The sequence below is a fragment of the Vibrio sp. D431a genome, from assembly GCF_030248655.1.
GTDB classification, from domain to species: domain Bacteria; phylum Pseudomonadota; class Gammaproteobacteria; order Enterobacterales; family Vibrionaceae; genus Vibrio; species Vibrio alginolyticus.
Genome location: NZ_JAHGAP010000010.1, coordinates 1 through 19,730, shown reverse-complemented (window position 1 = coordinate 19,730; position 19,730 = coordinate 1). Strand labels below are relative to the sequence as shown.

The window sequence follows — 19,730 nt, the reverse complement described above, 5'->3', positions numbered from 1 at the left end:
GCAATAAGCTAATGCGGAAAACCGCAAACGCCAATCAGTCTAAGTAAAGTCCTATCAAAGCCCAGAGCCTCTGCTCTGGGCTTTCTTTTTCCTTCAGATAAACCGCCAAAATGAGGTAACGCTTTAGCGTAAACTTTACCTCTATTTATCATCTCCTCCATACAGATTCTGCTTACTGGCCCTGTTAATATCTTAGCCACAACACTTATTTGTAACGTTAGCAGGATGAATGAACGTGGTTACTCACCTAGAAGTCTGTATTGATAATATTGAATCTCTGCACTACGCCATTGCTGGCGGCGCCACTCGGATTGAACTTTGCTCCTCTTTGGCTTTAGGCGGACTAACACCCAGTTATGGTTTTATGCAGCAAGCGGCTAAGCTTTCGAGTGTTCCAGTTTATGCCATGATCCGCCCACGCCAAGGTGACTTCTTCTACAATGAAGAAGAGATCGAAATGATGCGTTGGGATATTGAAGCGGCTCACCAATCAGGCTTGAGCGGTGTCGTGTTCGGCGTGCTCACTCAAGACGGTGATATTCATATGCCTTACGCGGCTGCGCTGTGTGAATTTGCTCAAGCGCTTGGCTTAGGCGTGACCTTCCATCGTGCCTTTGACCAGTGTCGTGACGCTGAAAAAACTTTGGAAGAAGTGATCAGCTTAGGTTGTGAACGTATTTTAACCTCCGGTCTTGCGCCTTCAGCACCACAAGGGATCGATGTGCTTAGAGCTTTGGTTAAGCAAGCCCAAAGACGCATAGCAATCATGGCGGGGGCTGGCGTTAATGCGAGTAACGTACGTGCGTTAGTAGAAGACACTCAAGTTCCTGAAATCCATCTGTCAGGCAAAACCACACGCCCTAGCCAAATGACCTTTGTTGCTGAACAAAGCAAAATGGGCGCATCCGATGTCGATGATTTTTTAATCCCCATCACAAGTACACAAGCCATAACCGATGTCGTAGCAACTCTCAAATAGACCACCGTAACCTCACGCGCATAGCTTTTGAGTGCTAACATATTGTTTATCAAGGAGTGAGGAAAGGTGTATGTCTAAATTGAAGAAAAAGGAATACGAAAAGGAGCTCAAAAACCTTCAAGTTGAGCTCGTAAAACTTCAAGAGTGGGTCAAACACAAAGGGTTAAAAGTGGTTGTTCTGTTTGAAGGCCGTGATGCTGCGGGCAAAGGCGGAGTGATAAAGCGAATTACAGAAAAGCTAAACCCGCGTGTTTGTCGCGTAGTGGCTCTGCCTGCACCGACCGAAAAAGAAAAAACGCAATGGTACTTCCAACGTTACGTCGCTCATTTACCATCTGCTGGTGAAATCGTTTTATTTGACCGAAGTTGGTATAACCGAGCAGGTGTCGAAAAAGTCATGGGGTTCTGTACTCCAGACGAATACGAGGAGTTTTTACGCTCTTGCCCTGAATTCGAGAGAATGTTGCAACGCTCTGGGATTATTCTGATTAAGTATTGGTTTTCGGTTTCAGACGAAGAGCAGGAAAAACGTTTTCTAGGTCGAATTAATACGCCGATCAAACGTTGGAAATTCAGCCCCATGGATTTGGAGTCACGTCATCGCTGGGCGGAGTATTCGGAAGCAAAAGATAAGATGTTTGCCTATACAGACACGAAAAGCTGCCCTTGGTGGGTCGTCCCTTCAGATGACAAAAAGAAAGCGCGCTTGAACTGTATCAGTCATTTACTAAGCCAGATTGATTACAAAGCACTTGAGTACTCACCCATCGAATTACCTGAACTCAATAAAGAAGGTTACGTCAGAGCGCCCATTGATGATCAGACCTTCGTTCCTGATAAATATTGACGTGCTTTCCTTCTCTCTAATAAATAGACCAGCCTAAAAGCTGGTCTATTTATTGAAGTCAGTTACTTCAGTACGTCATCAATACTTTGATCACCTAGATGGCGTACATCTTTCCCTTTCACGAAGTAAATAATGTATTCACAGATGTTCTGGCAGCGGTCCCCCACGCGTTCAATCGCGCGCGCCGACCACATCACTTGCAGAATATTAGGGATATTTTTTGGATCTTCCATCATGTAAGTCATCAACTGACGAATCACCGCTTCATACTCGGCGTCTAGTTTGTCATCTTGTTTATGCACCTCTGCTGCCGCTTCTACATCCATGCGGGCAAACGCATCTAAAACCTGATGCAGCATATTAATTGCCTGACGGCAGAGAGGCTCTAACGACACTTGGAATTGTCGTTCTTTTGATGATGGGCTTTCAATGGCAACGTAAGCAATGCGTGTCGCCACATCACCGATGCGTTCTAAATCCGTGATCGTTTTGATGATAGCCATGATTAAGCGCAAGTCTTTTGCCGTTGGCTGACGCTTAGCAATAATGCGTGTACAGGCGTCATCGATCGAGACTTCCATCGCATTCACTTTATGATCGTCACGCACAACCTTACGCGCCAGTTCGATGTCTTCTTTATGCAAGGCTTGAATAGCATACGAAAGCTGCTGCTCTACCAAGCCTCCCATGGTTAATACATGAGTACGAATCGATTCTAGCTCTACGTTAAATTGTCCTGAAATATGACGTCCAAAGTGCATGATGTTCCTTATTCCGTATAGAGTCGCGACTTAACCGTAGCGACCCGTAATGTAATCTTCGGTCTGTTTCTTCATTGGCGAAGTGAAGATCGAGTCCGCGTCAGAGTATTCAATTAACTTCCCCATATGAATGAATGCAGTATGATCGCTCACTCTCGCCGCTTGTTGCATGTTATGGGTAACGATAACCACAGTATATTGAGTCTTCAGCTCATTGATAAGCTCTTCAATGGTTAAAGTTGAGATTGGATCCAACGCTGATGTTGGCTCGTCCAATAACAGGACTTCCGGCTCAATCGCCACCGCCCGCGCAATGACCAAGCGCTGTTGCTGACCACCAGATAAGCCAAATGCGTTCTCATGCAAGCGGTCTTTTACCTCATCCCACAACGCCGCCGAGCGCAAGGATCGCTCCACTGCGTCATCTAAACTGCGGCTGTTTTTTACACCTTGTAAGCGTAAGCCATAAACTACGTTTTCATAAATTGACTTAGGAAATGGATTGGGTCTTTGAAACACCATCCCCACTCGGCGTCGAAGTGTCGCAACATCGACATTAGGATGATAAACATTCTTGCCGTGGAGACGCACTTTACCTGTGACTCGACACCCTTCCACTAAGTCGTTCATGCGATTGATGCAACGTAATAACGTCGACTTTCCACACCCTGAAGGACCGATAAAAGCGGTGACTCGCCCTTTGGGAATTCGCATCGAAATATCATGCAGCGCCTGAGTTTGACCATAGAACAGATTAAGGTTCTCGATTGAGATGGCTGTTTGTTCATCCGTTAAATTATGAACATCCAATGGTGGCTCATAACCTAATGTACTATCAAAATTAAACATACTTAATCTTGTCCTAACGTTCTGTATTTTTCTCGTAAATTATTGCGAATACTGATTGCTGTTAAGTTTAGCCCGACAATCACTGTCACGAGTAAGAAAGAGGTAGCATAAACTAATGGTCGCGCCGCTTCGATGTTGGAGGTTTGAAAGCCAACATCGTAAATGTGAAAACCTAAATGCATGAACTTTCTATCCAAATGCACATAAGGGAATTGTCCGTCAACCGGTAAACTGGATGCCAATTTCACGACCCCCACCAGCATCAGTGGCGCTACTTCGCCAGCTGCACGCGCAATCGCAAGGATCAAACCTGTGATAATAGCTGGCGTCGCCATAGGCAAAACCACGCGCCATAGCGTTTCGAACTGAGTTGCACCAAGTGCCAGAGAGCCATGTCGTACGGAGCTCGGAATTCGAGTTAAACCTTCTTCTGTCGTCACAATCACAACTGGAAGCGTCAGCACGGCAAGAGTTAGTGCTGACCATAACAAACCCGGCGTACCAAAGGTTGGTGCCGGTAGCTTCTCCGCATAGAATACGTTGTCGATAGAGGCACCAATCGTATAAACGAAGAAACCTAAACCAAACACGCCATAAACAATCGATGGAACACCCGCTAGGTTTATAACCGCAATACGAATAACTCTGGTTAGAGCGTTATTCTTAGCGTATTCATGTAGATAGATAGCGGCGATCACCCCGAGTGGCATCACAATGATCGACATGATGAGTACTAAGAAAACCGTACCAAATATCGCAGGGAACACGCCTCCTTCGGAGTTAGACTCTCTTGGATCTTCAGATAAAAACTTCCAAACCTGTTTTCCCCAATGCATGACTTTATCAGGCAGTGACATTTGGTTTGGATACCAGTAGTCCAAAATGTCTTCGAGCGGAATCGATACTTGTGACCCCGTCATATCCTCGACAATCAAGGCATAGTCAGAGAGCTGAAGTCGTAAACCATCAAGTTGCAAATCTAACGTCGCAAGCGCTTTTTCTATCTGCTCTTTTTTCGTCAGGTTTTCGTTTAAGAAGCTTTCTGTCAGCGTGTCATTCAATTCATGCTTGCGCTTTTCTAATCGCAACTGCTCTAGCTTCCAACCAAGCTCTTTAAGCTGATCGACCACCAAAGAATCAATCTCATGGCGCAGAGTTTCTGCATCATCAAGCTTTTTATTTAGTACCGATTGAATATCACTGGTGTATATATTATCACCATCTTGAAACGCCACCAGCTTACCAAAGAAATAACCACCGCTACTGCGCTCTATCACCGCCCACTCTTTTGGCATCGTGGGCTCATCCAACTGCATTTGCAATACGGAGATAAAATCGGCGGGATACAACTCTCGGTTAGCGATTTTGATGTTGAGTCGCGTGGCAAAATCTTCATCCTCTTCTAACTGTTGTGCTGCGCTTTCAGGCAAATAACTCTTCGGTACAAAGCTGCGCTCATACACTTGACCAATCAGAATAGTATTTTCATGTAGCACTTCGCCTTGTACAGGAGTCAGCGCTGCAACATTCCACTGATACAAAGGCGCTGGCCAAAAGTAAGTCAGGCCTTTCCAGCCGATAAGGAGTAACAACCCTAATACCGACAACAAACTGATGCTGACTGCACCGCCTGTTAGCCATATCCACGGTGCGCCAGAACGAATCCAATTTAACACGTTATTACTCGCTCTTTATTCAAACCATTATTACAACGCACGGTACTTATCTCTCAGTCTCTGACGAACCCACTCCGCAAGCGCGTTTACTGCAAACGTAAACACAAATAAAATCAATGCAGCTAGGAACAGCAGGCGATAATGCGAACTTCCAACTTCCGACTCTGGCAACTCAACGGCGATGGTCGCCGACAGGCTGCGCAATCCTTCCAAAATATTCCAATCCATTAATGGCGTATTGCCCGTTGCCATTAATACAATCATGGTTTCGCCAACAGCGCGTCCCAGGCCCATCATAATGGCAGAAAAAATACCTGGGCTTGCAGTAAGCAAGACAACATAGATTAAAGTTTGCCAAGGCGTGGCCCCTAATGCCAAAGAGCCATCCGATAAATGCTTCGGTACAGAGAAAATGGCATCTTCGGCAATGGTAAAAATCGTCGGGATAACAGCAAACCCCATCGCTAACCCCACCACCAATGCATTGCGTTGATCGTAACCAATACCATGCTCGGTTAAGAATAAGCGCATATCGCCACCAAAGAACGTCTGCTCAATCGTAGGCGAAATCCACACTCCAAGCCCAATCAGTACCAATATGACAGGCATGAGCACTAAAGCATGCCAACCATTAGGCAGACGATTCCGCAAAGGTTGCGGTATTAATGCCCATAGCCCGCCCATAATCATGGTGCTCAAGGGCAAAACAAACAGCATAACGACGATCGTAATCAAATGATCTTCGACAATAGGCGCGAACCACAATCCCGCGAGGAAACCTATGATCACCGTCGGCAGTGCTTCCATTAGCTCAATCGACGGTTTTACTACACGACGCATGCGTGGCGACATAAAGTAAGCCGTATAAATAGCACCTAGCACTGCGAGCGGTACTGAAAACAGCATCGCAAACATCGCCGCTTTTATCGTTCCAAACGCAATAGGTACTAGGCTGAACTTAGCCTCAAAGTTATCGCTCGCCGAAGTCGATTGCCACACAAATTCAGGCTCAGGATACCCTTCGTACCACACTTCTTGCCATAATGAAGACAATGAAACTTCCGGATAGGCATTGTCCACTTCCGCAACATTTAACGCATTATTTTGCCAAGTGATTAAGTAGCGTTCATTGTTAGACATTGCTGCGATTGCGGGCGCTTGATGGTACGCACGCTTAAACAACACCAGTTTTTCACTGGTTGTATAATGGCTTTGCAACGTGCCGTTGGTGTAAAAGCTATAAAATCCTTTTCGATGAGAATCCGGCAACAAATACTTAAGCTCTGATGCCAATTTAAAATCACGAATATGCGTTAACGTGCGTTTTTCTTCTTGCAGCGTATCAAACCATTGCGACACCCGACCATCGTTGTGCGTCACCAAAAGCGAGTAAGCACCAGCCAATAAGTCTATCGTACGAACGGAATGCTTCTTATCACCTTGAGTGAGATCGACCACCTCTCGCACAGCAAATTTACGTGCGGTTTTCTTTAACACGATCAACTCAGAGCCATCGCGCAAATAAAGCGTTTCACCGTCAGGTGTCAACAACATTTGCTGAGGCGTATTAAAGCCTGAAGAGAACGTAAAATCGATCGTTGTAGGAGACGTACCCAAAGACGAAGCCACTTGCCAGCGAGCTTTCACTTCACCACTTTGCGTCTGCCAAACAACCGTTGGTAAGGGCGTCGAAGCTGCAAATACAAACTGAGTCACAGGATCTTGAGGCGTACTTAGTGTCAGATCCATGCTGGTGTCTAGCTCAATCACTTCCGGAGGACGTGTATTTTCTCTCAATGTAGCATTAAATTCTGGCTTGAAAAGGTTCGCTTTACCCTGCCCATCAACAAATCCATACCAACCTAGCCCAGGAGCAGATTGAGAGAAAGCAACGGGTTTCTGGGCGATTTGCTGTGTATACACCGCAGGTTTCGTAGGATCGTCCATCGACAAATATTGAATCTCACCACTTTGGGTTAGAACGAACGCGAGCTGAGCGTAATCATCCACTGAAATCGCAAGTGGTGTTTCAATATGAGTGGCTCGAATGGCTTGGTTGGTTTTGATCTCCGCATCAGAAAAAAGCGGAATGATCACCATGGCGAGGTAGACAAAGATCAAAATAAGCGCCGCGAGTACGCCGACACCACCAGATGTCACTGCAAGTCGAACTAAACGATCTTTTATCAGTCGTTTCTTATCTTTTTCCTGCAATGAAAACTCGGCTTGTGCCATTTAAATCTCTACCTTTTTTGACTTAGTACTAGAATATGTCGTTAAGATGACAATTATATTACAGATCACATTAAACACCTGAAAAGAATACAACTCTTATGCAATGCGTGGTATGAAATAAATCTGTAATGAAAATCTCATAATGTTCTCACTCATCCATTTTTCCAAGATGAGTACGTAATACTTCACTTTTGGCTAGGTAAGGTTATGAGCGCAGAAAAACTATATATAGAAAAAGAACTGAGTTGGTTGTCTTTCAACGAACGAGTATTACAAGAAGCTGCCGATAAAACCGTCCCTTTGATCGAACGTATTCGCTTTCTTGGGATCTTTTCCAACAATTTAGATGAATTTTACAAAGTACGCTTTGCGGACGTGAAGCGCAGAATCCTAATCAGCCAAGAGCGCGGTGGCAGTGATAGCCCTAAACGACTGTTAACCAAAATGCAGTCGAAAGCACTAAAGCTTAACGAACAATTTGATGAGCTTTACAGCGAGTTGATTCGAGAAATGGCGCGACGTCGCATTTTCTTGGTCAACGAGCAACAACTGGATGAATCGCAACAAAAGTGGATCGCGAAATACTTCCGTAGAGAGGTAATGCCGCATATCACTCCCCTCCTAATGAAAGACGAGATCGATGTTCTGCAATTTCTCAAAGACGAGTACGCTTACATCGCCGTAGAACTGCGTAAAGAAGAACATTACCAGTACGCTCTGATCGAAATTCCGACCGATCACCTTCCCCGCTTTGTGATGGTACCAGAACAGAAAGGAAAGCGTCGAAAAACCATCATCTTACTTGATAATATTATCCGCCACTGTTTGGACGAGCTGTTCAAAGGCTTTTTTGATTATGATGAGCTTAGCGGCTATGCGATGAAAATGACGCGTGACGCTGAATACGATTTACGCAATGAAATCGAGTACAGCTTGCTTGAACAAATGTCAGAGGGTGTCAATCAGCGACTGACAGCAAAGCCCGTTCGCTTCGTCTACGAACGCGATATGCCGCCTCAAATGTTAGAGTTTCTGTGTAACAAACTTAATATCTCTAACTACGATAACCTTATCCCCGGCGGACGCTATCACAACTTTAAAGACTTCATCGGCTTTCCAAATGTTGGACGAGAATATCTTGAAAATAAACCTCTCCCGCCAATGAAATGTGCCGATTTCGAAGGTTATGCCAACAGCTTTGACGCGATTAAAGCGAAAGATATTCTGCTCTATTATCCCTACCACACTTTTGACCACATTAGTGAGTTAGTGCGCCAAGCCTCCTTCGATCCCAAAGTACTTAGTATCAAGATTAACATTTATCGCGTCGCGAAAGATTCTCGCTTGATGAACTCTTTAATTGATGCGGTGCACAACGGCAAAAATGTCACTGTGGTCGTCGAACTGCAAGCTCGCTTTGATGAGGAAGCCAATATCGAATGGTCAAAAGTATTAACTGAAGCGGGTGTGCACGTCATCTTTGGTGCGCCTGGTCTTAAGATTCACTCAAAGCTACTGATGATTAGCCGCCGCGAAGGTGAAGAAATTATTCGCTACGCACACATCGGCACAGGCAACTTCCATGAGAAGACGGCACGAATTTATACCGACTTCTCCCTGCTTACGGCAGATCAAGAAATCACTAATGAAGTCCGTAATGTCTTCGGTTACATTGAGAATCCATACCGACCAGTGAAGTTCAATCACCTTATGGTATCTCCTCGTAATTCTCGAACCCAAATCTACCGCTTAATTGATAATGAAATTGCGAATGCCAAGCTAGGGAAAAAAGCCGCTCTTACGATCAAGGTCAATAACCTAGTCGATAAAGGCATCGTCAATAAGCTTTATGGAGCAAGTACTTCCGGTGTAAAAATAAACATGATCATTCGAGGTATGTGCTCATTAGTACCGGGCATTGAGGGGATCAGCGACAATATTCGCATCATCAGTATTGTTGACCGCTTTCTTGAGCACCCTCGCGTGGTGATCACCCACAATGATGGCGATCCGCAAGTTTATATCTCCTCCGCAGACTGGATGACAAGAAATATTGATCACCGTATCGAGGTAGCAGTACCAGTCCGTGATCCACGTTTGAAACAGAGAATTATTGATATAACGAATATCCATTTTACCGATACAGTAAAGGCTCGTTTAATAGATAAAGAAATGAGTAACGCTTACGTACCACGAGGTAATCGCAAAAAAGTTCGCTCTCAAATCGCTATCTATGACTATCTTAAAAATATAGAAAAGCAAACTAGAAAACAAAATTCAGATGCCTCAAATACTTGAACAAGATACTCGCTACATTGCCGCGATAGACCTCGGCTCAAACAGTTTCCATATGGTGGTGGCCAAAGTTGTTGGCAGTGACCTACAACTGGTTAGTCGTCATAAACAACGTGTTCGCTTAGCATCAGGACTCGACAGTGAATTGAACTTAAGTCACGCCGCAATGGAGCGTGCGCTAGAATGCTTAGCCATGTTCGCTGAAAGGTTGCAAGGGCTTGATGAGTCAAATGTACGTATCGCCGCCACACACACACTAAGACGCGCTAAAAATGCCCACCTTTTCATCGAGCGTGCAAAAGAAGTGATGCCTTTCCCAATAGAAATTATCCCTGGAGAAGAAGAAGCCCGCCTGATTTACTTAGGTGTCGCGCACACTCAAGTAGAATCCAACTCCAAACTAGTCATCGATATCGGAGGTGGCAGTACCGAGATGATTATTGGACAAGAATTTGAGCCTGAGCTTCTCAACAGTAAACAGATGGGATGCGTCAGTTTTACAGAGCAATACTTTAAAAACGGCAAACTGTCAGGCAAAAACTTCAGTAAGGCGATGTTAGCGGCCGAACAAAAACTCGAGTCCATCGCCTCAACATATCGTAAAAAGGGCTGGGATATTGCTCTCGGCTCATCAGGAACCATCAAAGCGATTCAAGAAGTGCTAGTAGGATTAGGTTTTGAAGATGGCCTGATCACAGCGAGTCGACTGGATACACTTATCGAAACTCTGTGTAAATTTGATTCAATTGAAGATATTGAACTGACTGGTCTAACAGAAGAACGTAAACCCGTATTCGCAGCAGGCGTAGCGATTTTGTCCGCGATTTTCAAAGCGCTTCGCATTGAGCAGATGTTTTTCTCCGATGGTGCTCTGCGCGAAGGCCTGTTGTACGAAATGGAAGAGCGTTTTGCGCGCTCCGATATTCGCATGCGCACCACAGAAAATTTAGCCAACAAGCACCGGGTCGACTTAGAGCATGCCGCTCGTGTTAAGGGGCATGCACGTGAGATGTTATGTCAGGTACGCTCTGAACTAGGCATTAAGAAAAAGAGTGAGTTATTTGACTTACTAGAGTGGGCAGCGTTGCTTCATGAAGTCGGATTAAGTATTAACTTGCGTAGTTTCCATCGCCACTCTTTTTATATTCTGTTGCACTCCACCCTACAAGGCTTCAACCGTGAGCAGCAATTAGTGCTTGCAACATTAGCTCGCTTCCAGCGTAAAGCGCTCAAATTGCAAGAACTACCAGATTTCAACCTCTATAAACAGAGTGACGTTATAAGCCTCATCAAAATATTACGACTTTCTATCGTATTAAATGGGCAGCGTAATGAAGATCCATTGCCTGATATCACCTTATCTATCAAAAATGACGAATGGATTCTCACATGCACAGATGAAGCATGGCTAGAAAACAATAAATTACTTCACGCGGATTTACAGGAAGAACAAGAACGTTGGGACAGCGCGAAGTGGACACTCACTTTCTGATCTCGTACTGTCCATACCTAAATAAAAAGTCGGCTTACAGGCCGACTTTTTTTAACTCTTCTTCTGCAAAGTCTGCCGTAATGGGCACATAACCATCTTTCTCAACCAACGCTTGTCCCTGAGCAGAAAAGATAAAGCGAATAAACTCAGCTTCAATTGGTGTTAATGGGTAATCAGGGTGCTTATTCACGTAAACATATAAGTAACGTGATAGTGGGTACTTACCACTAACAATATGTTCTCGCGTTGGAGTCACGTAGTCATTTCCCATTTTAGCCACAGGGACTAAGCGCACGCCTGCCACTCGATAACCAACACCGGAATAACCAATTCCACTGATGGTTGACGCTACAGCTTGCACTACTGACGCGGAGCCTGGCTGCTCGTTAACTCGAGTCTTGAAATCGCCGCCACACAAGGCATTACTTTTGAAGTAACCATAAGTTCCAGAAACGGAGTTACGACCAAACAACTGTACGTTTCGCTTTGCCCACTGTGATTCAAGACCGAGTTGCTGCCAGTTTGTTACAAATTGACTTTCGCCACAGCGTAGCGTGGCAGAAAACAAAGCATCTAATTGACTAAAGTTAAGACCTTGAATTGGATTATCTTGATGAACAAAAATACCGATTGCATCGATGGCTACCCTAAGCGCCGTTGGCTTGTAGCCATGTTCACGTTCAAACGCTTCTATCTCTCTTAAACGCATAGGGCGACTCATGGGACCAAACTGAGCTGTTTGTTCGGTCAATGCTGGAGGGGCAGTAGAAGAGCCAGACGCTTGGACTTGCGCATTAATATTCGGGTAAATGGATTTAAACTCTTCAACCCAAAGCGTTGTCATACCCGCAAGTGTATCGGAGCCAACAGAGAGCAAGTTCCCGACAATCCCCGTCGTTTTATGATAACTCGGCAATGGTTTATCTTGAGCGGCAGCCATAAAAGAACAAACAAGCGCGAATAAACTGAATGTTTTTGCTAATCGTAAAGCCATTATTTCACCACCAAACGCTCAGGCAATACGAAAGAAAACTTACTACCCACGCCTACTTCACTGTGAATTTCTAAATGAGAGTCATGGTGACTCAGCGCGTGTTTTACAATGGCAAGCCCTAAACCACTTCCACCAGTATCACGTGATCTTGCTTTATCCACTCGATAAAAACGCTCAGTAAGTCGGTGGAGGTGCTGAGGTTCAATACCATCACCACTATCTTCCACCTCTAAGCATGCGCCTTGAGAGGTCTGGAACCAACGAACATTAATGTTCGCACCAGGCGGTGTGTATTTGACGGCATTATAAACGAGGTTAGAGATAGCACTACGTAACTGGTCATCATCGCCCAGCACGCGTAGGCTAGCATCAACATCAAATTTCAATTTATGTTGGTTGTCCCCACTAAGGCTAACCGCCTCTTTTTCTAACACTTCAAGCATCGCGGGCACATTCACGACTTCCTCAAGCTCATGCATAGGTGCCGCTTCAATTTTAGATAGTGTCAGTAGTTGGTTCACCAAACTGTTCATGCGGTTAAGCTGCTCCGTCATGACACCATGAGCTTTGCTCCACATAGGACCCACGACCATATCAGGATCTTCTGTCATCTCAAGATAACCTTGTAGCACCGTCATTGGTGTACGCAGTTCATGAGATACGTTGGCAAAGAAGTTGCGACGCATTCCCTCAAGTTGTTTTAACTGGCTAACATCACGCACCACCATCAAATGTTCACCTTCGGTATACGGTACGATACGTAGTTCTAGCATGCGTTCGACATTGAGTGGTGAACGCATTTCTAATGGCTCTGAAAAGTCTTTCTTGTTGAGGTACTTGATAAAATCAGGTGTACGAATGAGATTGGAGATAGGTTGACCTGAATCTTCTGGCCAATGGAAGCCCAGTAAGTGCTGAGCCAGCTTGTTGCACCAAACAATATTGCCTTCAGCACGGAATACCACTACCGCATCGGGTAGCGATTCTGCACCATTTCGGAATCGACGAATAAGATTAGTAAGCTCTTTTCGTTTGCGGCGTTGGCGCTGTTGTAAGCGATACAACCCATTGAACAAAGATTCCCAGTTACCGCTACCAGATGGTGGCGTGAGGCGTTTTTCATCCCATAACCAAGAAGATAAACGTACTTGGTTATGCAAATGCCACACAAGCTGCAATGCCGTAGCAGCCAAAAGCAACCACGGCATATAACCGAATATCCAACCTACTATCACCCATGGGGTGTAAAAAAAAGCCAGCTCCCAAGCCAGCTTTTTCCACGTTAATCTTTCAACCACTCATAACTCCAGAAATGGTACCGATAAGCTGCGTGTTAATTTATGCCTTCGTCGAGAAGCGGTATCCAGCACCACGAACAGTTTGGATCAGCTTATCATGCCCTGCAGCTTCCAATGCTTTACGCAGGCGGCGAATGTGAACATCAACCGTACGGTCTTCGACATACACGTTAGTGCCCCAAACATTGTTTAATAGCTGCTCACGGCTGTATACGCGTTCTTGATGCGTCATGAAAAAATGAAGCATCTTAAATTCTGTAGGGCCCATGTCTAATGGCGCATCATTAGCCGTAACACGGTGCGATACAGGGTCAAGCTTCAATCCCTGTACATCAATTACATCTTCTAGTGCAGTAGGGGTAACGCGACGAATCACCGCTTTTAGGCGTGCAACCAACTCTTTAGGAGAGAATGGCTTAGTAATGTAGTCATCCGCACCGACTTCTAAACCGCGCACTTTATCTTCTTCTTCACCACGAGCGGTAAGCATCACAACTGGAATGTTGCGCGTTAATTCCTCTCGCTTCATATGTTTGATGAAGTTAATGCCACTACCGCCTGGTAACATCCAATCCAGTAAAACTAAATCAGGGAAGGGTTCAGCCAGTTTGGTTACTGCAGTATCGTAATCTTCCGCTTCTACCGCTTGGTAACCTTTCTGCTCAAGTACGAAGCACAGCATTTCGCGAATAGGAGCTTCGTCTTCAACAACCAGAATCCTTCTAGACATAATTGAGTAACCTTATGTTCGTTGAGCTAATGAATTTAAGAGACAAAGCGCCTCTCTATGCATAAGCATTATCACTACCAATTATGACACTTTTGTGACCTTTGAAAACAAATTTTCATATAACTTTCTTTTGAGGTTCATTCGGATATTTTTCATTTCTATTAAGACATCAGCACAAAAATTCCCTATGATTAGTCCCTTGTCATCAAGCCTAGAGAAGATTTATGTGGTTTAAAAACTGTCTGGTATACCGCGTTAACCGCGAGGTTACTTTTAACGCCGAACAACTAGAAACTCAGCTGTCTGAATTCCGATTCACCCCGTGTGGCAGTCAAGACAAACAGAAATTTGGCTGGGTCAGTGCAATGGGTAGACATGGCGATATGATGACTCACGTGTCAGAAAACCGCATTCTGATTTGCGCCAAGAAAGAAGAGAAAATGCTACCTGCCTCTGTGATCAAAGAATCATTGAATGCAAAAGTAGAAGCAATGGAAGCGCAAGAAGGTCGTCCTCTGAAGAAGAAAGAGAAAGACAACCTGAAAGATGACATCGTAATGGATTTACTGCCGCGCGCATTCAGCCGCAGCAGCCACACTCACGTGCTCATCATGCCAAAAGAAGGTTTTATCCTTGTTGATGCAAGCAGCTATAAAAAAGCAGAAGATGTATTAGCATTGCTTCGTAAAACCATGGGTAGTCTACCTGTTGTTCCTGCTATTCCAGAAGTGGCGATTGAAACTACGCTAACCGAGTGGGTGAAAAGCGGTGACACACCTCAAGGTATCAGCATGATGGACGAAGCTGAGCTAAAATCCGTACTTGAAGAAGGTGGTGTGATTCGCTGTAAGAAGCAAGAGCTAACCACTGATGAAATCCGCAACCACATCGCTGCGGATAAAGTCGTGACGAAACTTGCGCTTAATTGGCAAGATCGTATTGAGTTCATTATGACGGAAGATGCAGGCATCAAACGTCTAAAATTCTCTGATGAATTGAAAGATCAAAACGATGATATTCCACGTGAAGATCAAGCAGCTCGATTTGATGCAGACTTCTCTCTAATGTGTGGAGAGTTCAGTGCTTTCCTTCCCAACCTATACGATGCGCTAGGCGGCTTACCGAATCCTAACGCTTAATTTTGTATAAAGGTTAACCATAACGCCCTCACTTTTTTTGAGGGCGTTTTTCTATCTGAAGCACAATTACCCTAGTCACAGTTCACATTTTGACGTAAAATTTGCGCCCCATTTCCATTAGGTGGAATTGGCCTGACTTGTGATCAGATAAAAGAGAATTGAGCAATGACAACTGAGAAAGCATTCGTGCCTGAGCTACTATCTCCAGCGGGCAGCCTGAAAAACATGCGTTACGCATTCGCCTACGGGGCAGATGCAGTTTACGCTGGCCAACCTCGCTACAGCCTTCGCGTACGTAACAACGAGTTTAACCACGAGAACCTAAAAATCGGTATCGATGAAGCCCACGCCCTAGGCAAAAAGCTTTATGTGGTATGTAACATTCAACCACACAACTCGAAGCTAAAAACGTTCATCCGTGATCTTAAGCCAATCGTAGAGATGGGTCCTGACGCATTGATCATGTCAGATCCAGGCCTAATTATGATGGTTCGTGAAGCTTTCCCAGAAATGCCAATTCACCTTTCTGTACAAGCGAACGCTGTAAACTGGGCGACCGTTAAGTTCTGGGCAGCGAATGGCGTGGAACGTGTGATCGTTTCTCGCGAGCTATCTCTAGAAGAAATCGAAGAAATTCGTGAGCATTGCCCTGAAACTGAACTTGAAGTATTCGTTCACGGTGCATTATGCATGGCTTATTCTGGTCGTTGCCTACTTTCTGGCTATATCAACAAACGTGACCCTAACCAAGGCACTTGCACTAACGCATGCCGCTGGGAATACAAAGTTGAAGAGGGTAAAGAAAACGACGCTGGTGACATCGTAGAGAAATTCGACCCGACGGAAGCACAGCCTGTCGAAGTACAAGACGAGCGTCCTGAAACCACAATTGGTCGCGGCAAACCAACAGATGAAGTCGTTCTACTTTCTGAAGCACACCGTCCAGAAGAAAAAATGGCAGCTTACGAAGACGAGCATGGTACTTACATCATGAACTCTAAAGACCTACGAGCGGTTCAGCACGTTGAACGCTTAACTAAGATGGGTGTTCACTCATTGAAAATTGAAGGTCGTACTAAATCGTTCTACTACTGCGCACGTACCGCTCAAGTTTATCGTAAAGCAATTGATGATGCTGTAGCAGGTCGACCATTCGATGAAAGCCTAATGGGTACACTAGAAAGCCTAGCTCACCGTGGCTACACTGAAGGCTTCCTACGCCGTCATACACACGATACTTACCAAAACTACGATTACGGTTACTCAGTCTCTGATGCTCAACAGTTTGTTGGTGAATTCACTGGCAAACGTCGTGGTGACATGGCTGAAGTAGAAGTAAAAAATAAGTTTCTTGTCGGTGATAGCCTTGAACTAATGACGCCAAAAGGCAATATTGTTTTCACGCTAGAGGCAATGGAAAACCGCAAGTCAGAGTCTATTGAAGACGCGAAAGGAAACGGTCACTTTGTATTCATTCCAGTACCAGCAGAGCTAGATTTAGAATATGGCCTATTAATGCGTAATCTAAACTCAGGGCAGGACACCCGTAACCCGACTGGTAAGTAACCATGGCCTTGCTCATTACTGATAAATGCATTAACTGCGACATGTGTGATCCCGAATGCCCCAATGGGGCAATCAGTATGGGAGAGAGCATTTTCGAAATTGATCCAGCGCTATGTACAGAGTGTAAGGGGCATTACGAAAAGCCGACCTGTCAGTCAGTGTGTCCAATTACAAAATGCATAATCACTGATCCGAACCATGTCGAAACTGAAGAGCAGTTGCTTGAAAAATTCGTGATTATTCAAGGGTTAGCATAAGAGCAATTAGGTTCAACTTTGGCATCAAAGTTGAACCTTTTCTCAACCTGATTTTTCAATAGGGATAATATTGCAGAACAGCTCTTTTTCAAAATGATACTCTAGTCTCTCACGCCAATTTTCCGCTTGAGAAACAGGTATTAAATAAAAGTTTTCTCGGCTCGTATCAGTAACGAAAGCCATTCCATATTGCATCAGCTCATAATGCACATCATTAACAAAACCCGGATCAAGGCGTTGACGCCCAGTCAGGTGATTCACATCCTCTCGAGTCAAAGAGACTCCTTTAGTATCACTGCTAAATCTGTGTCTTAACCACTCTGCAAATTCTTTTGCACAAATCATAGTCATGGTTTTGTCCTTGATTTACTCTTCTAACAGGAAAAGGGCATATCCCTGCCTTACACACTTGTCTGCGTTGTTATCGCTTTTTAGCCAACTGACAGACATATTGCTAAGAAACCAGAGTATCGTGACGAAAGATCTTTTTCTAAACAGAGAAGTTACAACTTACCCATACTACAACTCTTTGTTTAATTTAGATTTCTATAATATGTCCCCAAAACTAATTGGGTTAGTTTTTGTATTGGTACTATTCAATGTAGACAAAAGTATGATGTTTCTCCAGTTTCATAAAAGAGATCACCAAGTACAGATAAACCTGAAGAGTAACACTAATTAGGATTGATAAGCGGCAAGCATTGAGGTGGAACGACTTTTTTTCGTTTGGGCTTAGAGGTTGTTTTTACCCGTGGAGGGGTATCAATAGGTTTTGCTTTCGGGGCCCAACTTGCAAGCTCAACACCGCAGCCATCGCCTACTGGAGGTGGTGCTTGATCAACACAATAGTCGCTCGAATCAGGACAAGACAACCTGACGTGAAAGTGGTAATGATGCCCCCACCATGGACGTACTTTACGTAACCAAGAACGATCTTTGCCGTTTTCTTGCAAGCAAAGTTGCTCCTTAATAACAGGATGTACAAAAATTCGTGCAACATCCTTACTTTTTGAAGCGTACCGAATTAGCTTAAAGTGCCGTTCTTCCCAGCGATGATTAAGTATGGAATAACCTTTTAAATCCACCACACTCATGGGCTTAGGAAGTTGTAATTCGTTATAAGAAAGCGGTTGGTCAGCAAGTCTTAACCAGATATCGATATCTAACCCGGTTTGATGACTAGAATGACCAGAGGAGAACCTTCCACCTCTAGGTAAAGACAAATCACCAATCAACAGAGTGGTGTTGAGATTTTGATGAGCTTTAAGCGCCAGATTTTCAATAAACTCTATCGTTTTAGGGTGCCCATAGTAGCGCTTCGTTTTACTACGTAAGACTTGATAACCAACGCCATCGAGAGGCAAGGGTAATGCACCATCTAAACAACCGTTAGCATAACTACCAATAGAGGAGGAAGAGTTTCGGGTAGGATTAACCGCAGACTCCCAAGGAGTAGAACATACTGAAGCTGAGAAACATAAACCCAAAGTTACAATGAAACTCAGCCTCATAGCCTTTAACCTTTAGTAGTGTTCGCCATTATCGTAATAAGCTTTAGGAGATAAGGCGGAAAAGATAACTGCAACATCAATATCGGCACCAGCGATACCGCGCACTTGTTGCGTAATAAGCTTGGCAACTTCATCTTGCACTTCCTGGCCACGGTCGAACCAAAGCACTTCGACAAAAGGATATGCAGCACTCACCTCACCCTCATTGAAAAACGTAGTGTAGATATACTCAAAAGTAAAATCCTCACGCGGACAGTCCATTAGAGGCTGAAGTTCATCCGTAAGGGGTTTTGATAATGCCTGAACAGCTTGTGGCTCTACAGCACGGAATCGAAAATGTGGCATAAACTTACTTCCTAATTATTAGCATCAATGCATGATGATAACAGGAACCAAGTCAGTAATCATCCAAGCCAATGTAACCACTGACCTTTCAATAGATTGTGAATCAGATGTGCTCGATAACGAAGAAAAAGCGTTATGAAAATTCGAAGGTAAAACAGAAAGAGCAAAGCGATACATCAACATTTAATAATTACATTACTAGAAAATAAAACTATCTGAAGCAAAGGTATGCCATATTCGTTGGATAAACATACACCTGACGCCGAAACTATACGTTAGGAATAAAAGAGCCCCTGACCTAAGCCAGAGGTTATGAACATGGGGGATAGGTGAAGTGGACCAATATCCCGGAGATATGAACTTTCAATCCCCCGATACTTTGGTATCAGAGGAATCGACAGCTCTCCAACTAGTCAGATTCTCTTTTCTTCAGATGCAAAAAAGCCCCAGCATTACTGCTGAGGCTTTAGAGTATGGCAGGGGTGGAGAGATTCGAACTCCCAACACGCGGATTTGGAATCCGCTGCTCTGCCAATTGGAGCTACACCCCTGTAATTCGTGTTTATTGAGACGACGCTCAAATAAGTGGCGGAGTGGACGGGACTCGAACCCGCGACCCCCGGCGTGACAGGCCGGTATTCTAACCAACTGAACTACCACTCCGCAGTGGTATCACTCGCTTTAATAAGCAAGTGTCCGCTTTTGTCTTCACTTTTCGAAAAAGTGAAAATAAAACTAAAGCCTGGCGATGTCCTA

At 44.5% G+C, this 19,730-nt stretch carries 16 protein-coding genes, 2 tRNA genes and 2 pseudogenes; 7 read left to right on the top strand and 13 right to left on the bottom strand.

Going from position 1 to position 19,730, the window contains the following annotated elements; genetic code table 11:
• The first annotated feature begins 235 nt into the window (after positions 1 to 235).
• Together KJB35_RS08505 and ppk2 are read left to right on the top strand one after the other, a co-directional pair.
• Entirely contained in the window at positions 236 to 979 is a 744-nt protein-coding gene (locus KJB35_RS08505) for a copper homeostasis protein CutC (RefSeq protein WP_152665678.1), read from the top strand.
• Between the two features lie 70 nt (positions 980 to 1,049).
• Positions 1,050 to 1,826: a polyphosphate kinase 2 gene (ppk2, locus tag KJB35_RS08500; protein ID WP_047102160.1), complete on the top strand. Its 777-nt coding sequence runs from the start codon at positions 1,050 to 1,052 to the stop codon at positions 1,824 to 1,826.
• 62 nt (positions 1,827 to 1,888) lie between these two features.
• On the opposite strand, the gene phoU is transcribed toward ppk2, so the two are convergent.
• The 5 genes and pseudogenes from phoU to KJB35_RS08480 all read right to left on the bottom strand — a co-directional run bounded on the left by phoU (position 1,889) and on the right by KJB35_RS08480 (position 7,347).
• A complete protein-coding gene (phoU, locus tag KJB35_RS08495) occupies positions 1,889 to 2,587 on the bottom strand; it encodes a phosphate signaling complex protein PhoU (RefSeq protein ID WP_005381744.1) in 699 nt (232 codons plus the stop codon).
• Positions 2,588 to 2,617: 30 nt separating this feature from the next.
• A complete protein-coding gene (gene pstB, locus KJB35_RS08490) occupies positions 2,618 to 3,436 on the bottom strand; it encodes a phosphate ABC transporter ATP-binding protein PstB (protein ID WP_005381745.1) in 819 nt (272 codons plus the stop codon).
• A 2-nt stretch (positions 3,437 to 3,438) separates the two neighbouring features.
• A pseudogene (gene pstA, locus KJB35_RS08485) lies at positions 3,439 to 4,815 on the bottom strand (phosphate ABC transporter permease PstA); the annotation flags it as partial.
• A 65-nt stretch (positions 4,816 to 4,880) separates the two neighbouring features.
• Positions 4,881 to 5,112 (bottom strand): annotated as a pseudogene (locus KJB35_RS28435) (phosphate ABC transporter, permease protein PstA); the annotation flags it as partial.
• A gap of 30 nt (positions 5,113 to 5,142) precedes the next feature.
• Positions 5,143 to 7,347, bottom strand: coding sequence for an ABC transporter permease subunit (locus tag KJB35_RS08480; protein WP_225466713.1), 2,205 nt, complete (start codon positions 7,345 to 7,347; stop codon positions 5,143 to 5,145).
• 207 nt (positions 7,348 to 7,554) lie between these two features.
• Here KJB35_RS08480 and ppk1 point away from each other — a divergent pair, with 207 nt between their 5' ends.
• Entirely contained in the window at positions 7,555 to 9,645 is a 2,091-nt protein-coding gene (gene ppk1, locus KJB35_RS08475; protein ID WP_005381748.1) for a polyphosphate kinase 1, read from the top strand.
• Positions 9,629 to 11,134: an exopolyphosphatase gene (gene ppx, locus KJB35_RS08470; RefSeq protein WP_005381749.1), complete on the top strand. Its 1,506-nt coding sequence runs from the start codon at positions 9,629 to 9,631 to the stop codon at positions 11,132 to 11,134. Before ppk1 ends, ppx begins: the two co-directional genes overlap by 17 nt.
• Before the next feature lie 34 nt (positions 11,135 to 11,168).
• Here ppx and KJB35_RS08465 read toward each other — a convergent pair whose 3' ends face one another.
• From KJB35_RS08465 to phoB, 3 genes are read right to left on the bottom strand one after another with little or no spacing between them, the layout of a single operon-like run.
• A complete protein-coding gene (locus tag KJB35_RS08465; protein WP_085569938.1) occupies positions 11,169 to 12,128 on the bottom strand; it encodes a PstS family phosphate ABC transporter substrate-binding protein in 960 nt (319 codons plus the stop codon).
• On the bottom strand, positions 12,128 to 13,426 hold the full coding sequence (gene phoR / locus KJB35_RS08460) for a phosphate regulon sensor histidine kinase PhoR (RefSeq protein ID WP_005383667.1): 1,299 nt from the start codon (positions 13,424 to 13,426) through the stop codon (positions 12,128 to 12,130). The genes KJB35_RS08465 and phoR overlap by 1 nt, the downstream gene beginning before the upstream one ends.
• A 40-nt stretch (positions 13,427 to 13,466) precedes the next feature.
• Entirely contained in the window at positions 13,467 to 14,156 is a 690-nt protein-coding gene (gene phoB / locus KJB35_RS08455) for a phosphate regulon transcriptional regulator PhoB (protein WP_005381752.1), read from the bottom strand.
• 224 nt (positions 14,157 to 14,380) lie between these two features.
• Here phoB and rdgC point away from each other — a divergent pair, with 224 nt between their 5' ends.
• The 3 genes from rdgC to KJB35_RS08440 all read left to right on the top strand — a co-directional run bounded on the left by rdgC (position 14,381) and on the right by KJB35_RS08440 (position 17,118).
• The gene (gene rdgC / locus KJB35_RS08450; protein ID WP_005381753.1) at positions 14,381 to 15,295 is read left to right on the top strand and encodes a recombination-associated protein RdgC; all 915 of its coding nucleotides are present in this window, start codon (positions 14,381 to 14,383) and stop codon (positions 15,293 to 15,295) included.
• A 165-nt stretch (positions 15,296 to 15,460) separates the two neighbouring features.
• Positions 15,461 to 16,861, top strand: coding sequence for a tRNA 5-hydroxyuridine modification protein YegQ (yegQ, locus tag KJB35_RS08445; protein ID WP_005381754.1), 1,401 nt, complete (start codon positions 15,461 to 15,463; stop codon positions 16,859 to 16,861).
• Positions 16,862 to 16,863: 2 nt separating this feature from the next.
• The gene (locus tag KJB35_RS08440; RefSeq protein WP_005381763.1) at positions 16,864 to 17,118 is read left to right on the top strand and encodes a YfhL family 4Fe-4S dicluster ferredoxin; all 255 of its coding nucleotides are present in this window, start codon (positions 16,864 to 16,866) and stop codon (positions 17,116 to 17,118) included.
• Positions 17,119 to 17,160: 42 nt separating this feature from the next.
• On the opposite strand, the gene KJB35_RS08435 is transcribed toward KJB35_RS08440, so the two are convergent.
• From KJB35_RS08435 to KJB35_RS08415, 5 genes are all read right to left on the bottom strand, one after another.
• A complete protein-coding gene (locus KJB35_RS08435; RefSeq protein WP_005381765.1) occupies positions 17,161 to 17,469 on the bottom strand; it encodes a hypothetical protein in 309 nt (102 codons plus the stop codon).
• Between the two features lie 323 nt (positions 17,470 to 17,792).
• Positions 17,793 to 18,629, bottom strand: coding sequence for a penicillin-insensitive murein endopeptidase (mepA, locus tag KJB35_RS08430; protein ID WP_017633932.1), 837 nt, complete (start codon positions 18,627 to 18,629; stop codon positions 17,793 to 17,795).
• A gap of 12 nt (positions 18,630 to 18,641) precedes the next feature.
• Positions 18,642 to 18,974 carry a DUF1904 domain-containing protein gene (locus tag KJB35_RS08425; RefSeq protein ID WP_005381768.1) on the bottom strand — a complete coding sequence of 111 codons (333 nt, stop codon included), beginning with the start codon at positions 18,972 to 18,974 and terminating at the stop codon, positions 18,642 to 18,644.
• A 474-nt stretch (positions 18,975 to 19,448) separates the two neighbouring features.
• Positions 19,449 to 19,525 (bottom strand) — tRNA-Trp (locus KJB35_RS08420).
• Between the two features lie 35 nt (positions 19,526 to 19,560).
• Positions 19,561 to 19,637: transfer RNA gene (locus tag KJB35_RS08415), tRNA-Asp, on the bottom strand.
• Between the last annotated feature and the right edge of the window lie 93 nt (positions 19,638 to 19,730).